This is a genomic window from Streptomyces sp. NPDC031554 (assembly GCF_055580685.1).
Map to the genome: position 1 here is coordinate 1 of NZ_JBVIKX010000026.1, position 5151 is coordinate 5151.

Annotated in this window: 2 protein-coding genes; both read left to right on the plus strand. The window is 75.3% G+C overall.

The annotated features are described in order from the left end of the window. A partial coding sequence (locus ACZ5FU_RS34910; protein WP_469047938.1) for a type I polyketide synthase occupies nt 1–3015 on the plus strand: 3015 nt, incomplete at its 5' end. A 58-nt stretch (nt 3016–3073) separates the two neighbouring features. Further along, nucleotides 3074–5151: type I polyketide synthase (locus tag ACZ5FU_RS34915; RefSeq protein WP_469047940.1), on the plus strand; the 2078-nt coding region annotated here is incomplete at its 3' end.

Consider the following 5151-nt stretch of genomic DNA (forward strand, 5'->3'; position numbering starts at 1 on the left):
CCCGACGCCGTCCTCACCGCCCTCACCCGCGACACCCTCGACGACACCACCGCCCTCCCCCTCCTCCGCCGCGACCACGACGAGACACACACCCTGATCTCCGGCGTGGCCCAGGCGTTCACCGCGGGCGTGCCGGTCGACTGGTCCGCCCTCCTCGGCCCCCGGACCACCACCCCGACGCCCCTGCCCACCTACGCCTTCCAGCGCGAACGCCACTGGATGGAGCGCAAGGACGCCACCGTGGGCGACGAGGCACGCGGAGGGAGTTCGCTCGGTCATCCGCTGCTCACCGCGAAGGTCGAACCGGCGGGGAGCGGCGGGGTGTTGTTCAACGGTCGGGTATCGGCCGGGACGCATCCATGGCTGGAGGCGCACGCCGTCCTGGACAGCCCCGTCCTGCCCGCCGCCGCGCTCGTGGACCTCGTCGTGCGCGCCGGTGACGAGGTGGGTCTCGGCACGCTCGACACCCTCACCGTGCATACCCCGCTCGTGCTCTCCGCGCTGACCCCGACGGAGATCCAGCTCGCCGTCGCCGACCCCGACGACGCGGGCCTGCGTGCCTTCACCCTGTACGCCCGGCCGGCCGACGAGGGCGCCCGCTGGACCGCGTACGCGGACGGCGTCCTGTCCGCCGCGGCCCCGTCGACGGGTCCCGTCGGTGAGGGTGACGGTACGGAGGTGGCGCTCGCCGACGAGCTGCTGCCGGACGCCGTCCGCCACGGACTGCATCCGGAGCTGCTGGAGGCGGCCCTGCGCGCGGTGGAGCAGGCCGGCGCCGTCGCCCCGGCCCGGCCCGGCGGTGTGCTCGTCCCCGCTGCATGGCACGAGGTGCGGCTGCACGCGAGCGGTGCCACGGTCGTCCGTGTCCAGTGGCAGGCCGTCGACGAGCGCACGGTGACCGTCCGGCTCACCGACACCGCCGGCGAGCCGGTCCTCACGGTCGGCCGCCTGGTCTTCCAGGACGTGCCGTACGACCGGTTCGCCGCCGTCGGCAGGGCGGCCCTGCCGTTGTACCGCACCGAGTGGGGCGTCGCCGGGCTGCCGACGGCCGAGGCCACCCTGCGCTGGGCCGACGTGGGCCCGAGCGACGGGGACGGCGACGGCACCGGCATCACCTACTCGACCCTGTCCGAGGCGGCCGAGGCCGTCGCGGCGGGTGCCCCCGTCGACGGCCTGCGCGTGTGGGCGCGCGACGGGTCCGGCACCGACGTGGTCGACGCCCTGCACCGGCGCACCCGTGACGCCCTCTCCCTGGTGCAGGGGTACCTGGCCGACGAGCGCCTGGTGGACGTGCCGTTGGCCGTGGTCACCCGCGGTGCCGTCGCCGTCGGCGACGAGGAGGTCGCCGACCCGGCCGGTGCCGGGGTCAGAGGCCTCCTGCGCTCCGCGCAGGCCGAGGCGCCGGGCCGGATCTTCCTCCTCGACATGGAGCGGCCGGCGGGCGACGAGGCCGAGCCGCCCGAGTCGACCGCGGCGACCGCGCTGCTGTCGGCGGTCGTCGCCGCCGGCGAGCCGGAGGCCGCCGTGCGCGACGCCGTGATCCGCGTGCCGCGCCTGCGCCGCGCCGACCCCGCCAACCCCGCCACGGCCGCCCCGTCCCTCCCCGGCTTCGCCCGGTCGCCCGAGGCGGCCGAGGCGGCCGAGGGAACCGGCAGGGCCGAGGGCACCGTGCTGATCACCGGCGGCACCGGGGCCCTGGGCGCTCTGGTGGCCCGCCGTCTGGTGGAGGAGCACGGCGTACGGCACCTGCTGCTGCTCGGCCGGGAGGGCGCCGCCGCCCTGGGCGCCGAGGCCCTGGTCACGGAGCTGACCGGGGCGGGTGCCGCGGTCACCGTCGCCGCCTGCGACGCCGGTGACCGTGCCGCGCTCGCGGCCGTCCTGGACGGCATCCCCGCCGAGCACCCCCTCACCGCGGTCGTCCACACCGCGGGCGTCCTCGACAACGCGCTGATCGCCGACCTGGGCGCACCGGGCCTGAGCGAGGTCCTCGCGGCCAAGGCCGACGCGGCCTGGCACCTGCACGAACTGACCGAGGGGCTGGACCTGTCCGCCTTCGTCCTGTTCTCGTCGAGCGTGGGCGTCCTCGGCGGGCCGGGGCAGGCCAACTACGCCGCCGCCAACGCGTTCGTCGACGCCCTGGCCGCGCGGCGCGCCGCCCAGGGCCTCGCGGCCACCGCGATCGGGTGGGGCCTGTGGGACCCCGCCGGGATCGGCGGCGGCATCAACGCCGGTCTCGGCGAGGCGGGCCTCCAGCGCTACACCAGGGAGGGCTTCCGGCTGATTCCGGCGCAGGAGGGCCTCGCCCTGCTCGACGCGGCACTCGCGCAGGACGCGGCCCACCTGGTGGCCCTGCCGCTGGACCTCGCAGCCCTGCGGGCGCACGGCCGGGTACCGGCCGCGCTGCGCGACCTGGTGCCCACGCCGGGCCGCCGGGGCGCCGCGCACGGCGCGGACACCGCGGACGGCGCCGACGGCGGCGTCACCCTGGAGGAGCGGCTGGCCGCCCTGCCCGCCGAGGAGCGCGAGCAGGCCGTGCTCGACCTGGTGCGCGGCGAGATCGCGGCGGCGCTCGGTCACGCCGGCGCCCACCAGGTCGCCGCCCACCGGGCCTTCCAGGACCTCGGATTCGACTCGCTGACCGCCGTCGACCTGCGCAACCGGCTGACGGCCGCCACCGGTCTGCGGCTGCCGAGCACGCTGGTCTTCGACCACCCGAACCCCGAGGCGCTCGCCGCGCACCTGCTGGGCCGGCTGGACGTGGGCGACGCACCGGGCGGCACCCCCGCCCTGACGGAGCTGGACCGCCTGGAGGCGGCACTGCTCGGTGCGGACGCCCCCGACGACGAGGAGATGCGCTCCGCGGTCACCACCCGGCTGAAGGCGCTGCTGGCCCGGATCACGACGCCGGAGACGCCCGAGGACGACGCGGCGGACGTGACCGAGTCCATCGAGGCCGCCACGACGGACGACCTCTTCGCCTTCATCGACACCCAGCTCGGCCGTTCTGCGCACTGAACTTCGGCGGGGGCGCCCCACCGGCGCCCCCGCCCGGACTGAGGAGAGACGAACCAGCATGGCCACTGAGTCCAACGACCGGGCCCCGCGGACCCCCGCCGCCAAGGGACAGACCAACGAGGAGAAGCTGGTCGAGTACCTGAAATGGGTGACCGCCGACCTGCACAAGGCCAAGCAGCGCATCACCGAGCTGGAGAACGGCCAGGACGAGCCCGTCGCCGTCATCGGCATGGCGTGCCGCTACCCGGGCGGGGTGACCTCGCCCGCCGACCTGTGGAGGCTCGTCGCCGACGGCGTGGACGGCATCACCCCCTGGCCCACCGACCGCGGCTGGGACGTCGAGGGCCTGTACGACCCGGAGCCCGGCAGGGCCGGCAAGTCGTACACCCGTGAGGGCGGGTTCCTGGACGGGGCCGCCGAGTTCGACGCGGCCTTCTTCGGCATCTCACCGCGCGAGGCCCTGGGCATGGACCCGCAGCAGCGCGTGCTGCTGGAGACGGCGTGGGAGGCGCTGGAGAGCGCAGGCCTCGACCCGGCCGCCCTCAGGGGCAGCCGCACCGGCGTCTTCGCCGGCCTCGTGGAACAGAGCTACCTCGACCGCGAAGGCCCCGAGGAGCTCGAGGGCTACCTCATGACGAGCAAGCTCTCCAGCGTGGCCTCCGGCCGGATCGCCTACACCTTCGGCCTGGAGGGCCCGGCCGTCTCCGTGGACACGGCGTGCTCCTCCTCGCTGGTGGCCCTGCACATGGCGGTGCAGTCGCTGCGCTCGGGCGAGTCCACGCTCGCCCTCGCGGGCGGCGTCACCGTCTCCGGCTCCCCGAGCGGCTTCGTGGACTTCTCCCGTCAGCGCGGTCTGTCCGCCGACGGCCGCTGCAAGTCCTTCTCCGACGACGCCGACGGCACCGGCTGGTCCGAGGGCGTCGGCATGCTCCTCGTCGAGAAACTCTCCGACGCGCGGAAGAACGGGCACCGGGTCCTGGCGCTGATCCGCGGCACGGCCGTCAACCAGGACGGCGCCAGCAACGGCCTCACCGCGCCCAACGGCCCGTCCCAGGAACGCGTGATCCGGCAGGCCCTGGCCAACGCCGGCCTGAGCACCGCCGACGTGGACGCCGTCGAGGCCCACGGCACGGGCACCCGCCTCGGCGACCCCATCGAGGCCCACGCACTGCTGGCCACCTACGGTCAGGGCCGGCCCGCCGGGCGCCCCCTGTACCTCGGCTCCCTCAAGTCGAACATCGGCCACTCGGTCGCCGCGGCCGGCGTGGGCGGCGTGATCAAGATGATCGAGGCCATGCGGCACGGGGTGCTGCCGAAGACCCTGCACGCGGACCGGCCGTCCGGTCACATCGACTGGGACGCCGGCGCGGTGGAGCTCCTGACCGAGGCGCGCGAGTGGCCCGCCGTCGACGGCCGACCGCGCCGCGCGGGCGTCTCCGCCTTCGGCGTGAGCGGCACCAACGCCCACGTCATAGTCGAGCAGGCCCCCGTCGAGGACGCCCCGGAATCCGGAGCGGAAGCCGACCCGGCCGAGTTCGCCCTCCCCGTCGTTCCCTGGGTGTTGTCGGGCAGGAGCGTGCAGGCGGTCCGCGACCAGGCGGCGCGGCTGGTGTCCCACCTGGAGACCCACCCCGCGTTCGCCCCGCAGGACGTCGCCCTGTCCCTGGCGACCGAACGCGCCACCTTCGACCACCGCGCCGTGGTCACGGGCACCGACCGCACCGAACTCCTCGACGCCGTAAGGGCGCTGGCGGACGGCGACGGAGCACAACCCGCACGAGTCCGCGACACGAGCGGAACCGCCTTCCTCTTCACCGGCCAGGGAGCGCAACGACTCGGCATGGGACGGCAACTGCACGCCGCGTTCCCCGTCTTCGCGACCGCCTTCGACGAAGTCGCCGCCGCCCTCGACCCCCACCTCCCCCGCCCGATCCACGACGTCATCAACGACGCCATCACCGACGGCCAGGACCTCGACCGCACCGAATTCACCCAGCCCGCCCTCTTCGCTCTCGAAGTCGCCCTCTACCGCCTCGTCCACTCCTGGGGCATCACCCCCGACCACGTCGCGGGCCACTCCATCGGCGAACTCGCCGCCGCCCACATCGCCGGAGTCTTCTCCCTCGAAGACGCCGC